This window comes from Micromonospora sp. NPDC023888 (assembly GCF_040639415.1).
In the GTDB taxonomy this organism is placed as follows: domain Bacteria; phylum Actinomycetota; class Actinomycetes; order Mycobacteriales; family Micromonosporaceae; genus Micromonospora.
This window is the reverse complement of the sequence record NZ_JBEZZW010000111.1, coordinates 1-1,173: the sequence shown is the minus strand read 5'-3', so window position 1 is coordinate 1,173 and position 1,173 is coordinate 1. Positions and strand designations below refer to the sequence as shown.

Genomic DNA, 1,173 nt, shown 5'->3' with positions numbered 1-1,173 from the left:
GGGCGGGAGCGCGGTGATATCGCTGAGTGACGCACATCCGATACGAAGCCGCAGACCCGTCCTTTCGCTCGGTGCGCGGATTATCGCCGGGGTCGTCCTCGCCGCGATCGGGGCGTCGGCGCCTGGCTCCAGCACGACGCTCCCGGCCGGAGTGCGCAGCCGCGTACGGAGTTCACCGCCAACAACCCGCCCGCCGGTCTGCCCACCGCGCTCACCACCGGCCAGCACCTCCACTGGTCCCGCTGCACCTCGCCGCCCACCGCGCGCACGGGCTACGACTGCGCCGCCATGAAGGCCCCCCCTCGACTACCGGAAACCAGATGGCAGGACGTTTGACGTCGCCCTGATCCGCCGTAAGGCCACCGGCTCGAACACCCGGCGCATCGGCTCGCTCGTCCTCAACTTCGGCGGCCCGGGCGTGTCCGGCGTGAGCGGATTGCCCGAACGACTCAACCAGTACAAGCCGCTCCTCGACCGCTACGACCTGGTCTCCTTCGACCCGCGCGGCGTTGGCGCGACCATCCCCGTGCGCTGCGGCAAGACCGCGGACGACACCGGCTACGACGGGGCCGACGCAGCACACCGCGCGCGACCTCGACCTGATGCGCTACCTCCTCGGCGACGAGCGGCTGCACTACTTCGGCGTCTCGTACGGAACGGCGCTCGGCGCGGTCTACGCCCACCTGTACCCGTCGCACGTCGGACGGCTCGTCCTCGAAGCGTCCGTCGATCCGTCCGAGGACCTCAACGAGGAGCAGGTGTCGCAGGGGGGACGGTGTGCCGGGGCAGCATGTCCTGAGGCCCGTACGGATCCGCCGGGCGGCCGTCAGCACACCGGTTTGTTCGCAGGGGCCCCTGGGCGTGCACCACCACACCGCCCACACCGCCTGACCCGAGACCGCCTTTGGGCGGGTACCGGTGCGGTGGTCGGGGCAGAGCGGCCGGACGATGCGCAGGCGGGCTGCGAGGTCGCTCCGGGCGGCCTCGGCCACAGCGACGTGGTGGTAGTGGCTCCGTTCATGGCGGCGGCTGGTGCGGCTCTTGGCGCCCTGCTGTCGGTCGGCGTGGTCATGCCGCTCCTGGCTGTGGCCGGATGGCTCGGCCGCCGGTTTTCGGGGCGCCGCCGCGCTCGCGGCGGGGTCATCGGACGCGGGCCGAGGAGGCGAGGTGCAG

At 72.1% G+C, this 1,173-nt stretch carries 1 protein-coding gene; it reads left to right on the top strand.

From position 1 onward, the window contains the following. Positions 1-602: 602 nt before the first annotated feature. On the top strand, positions 603-1,173 hold a 571-nt coding region (locus AB0F61_RS34285; protein ID WP_357818579.1), incomplete at its 3' end, for an alpha/beta fold hydrolase.